The 242-nt window shown below is 52.9% G+C and carries 1 protein-coding gene; it reads left to right on the forward strand.

What is annotated here, in order from left to right; genetic code table 11:
• Positions 1–242, forward strand: a 242-nt coding sequence (locus KI356_RS29030) for an efflux RND transporter permease subunit (RefSeq protein ID WP_212937096.1), incomplete at both ends; no start/stop codon positions are given.

The following is a 242-nucleotide window of genomic DNA, read 5'->3' on the forward strand; positions in this document are numbered from 1 at the left end:
CTGGTCAATTCCGTTCTCGGTGATGTTGGTTGTTCCGTTAGGCGTCGTTGGCGCATTACTGGCCACCGATCTGCGCGGCTTAAGTAATGACGTCTACTTCCAGGTTGGTTTGCTGACCACCATCGGGCTTTCCGCCAAAAACGCCATCCTGATTGTCGAATTTGCCGTTGAGATGATGCAGAAAGAAGGGAAAACGCCGATAGAGGCAATCATCGAAGCGGCGCGGATGCGTTTACGCCCAA

The organism is Bacillus hominis (assembly GCF_018332515.1).
Lineage (GTDB): Bacteria > Bacillota > Bacilli > Bacillales > Bacillaceae_G > Bacillus_A > Bacillus_A hominis.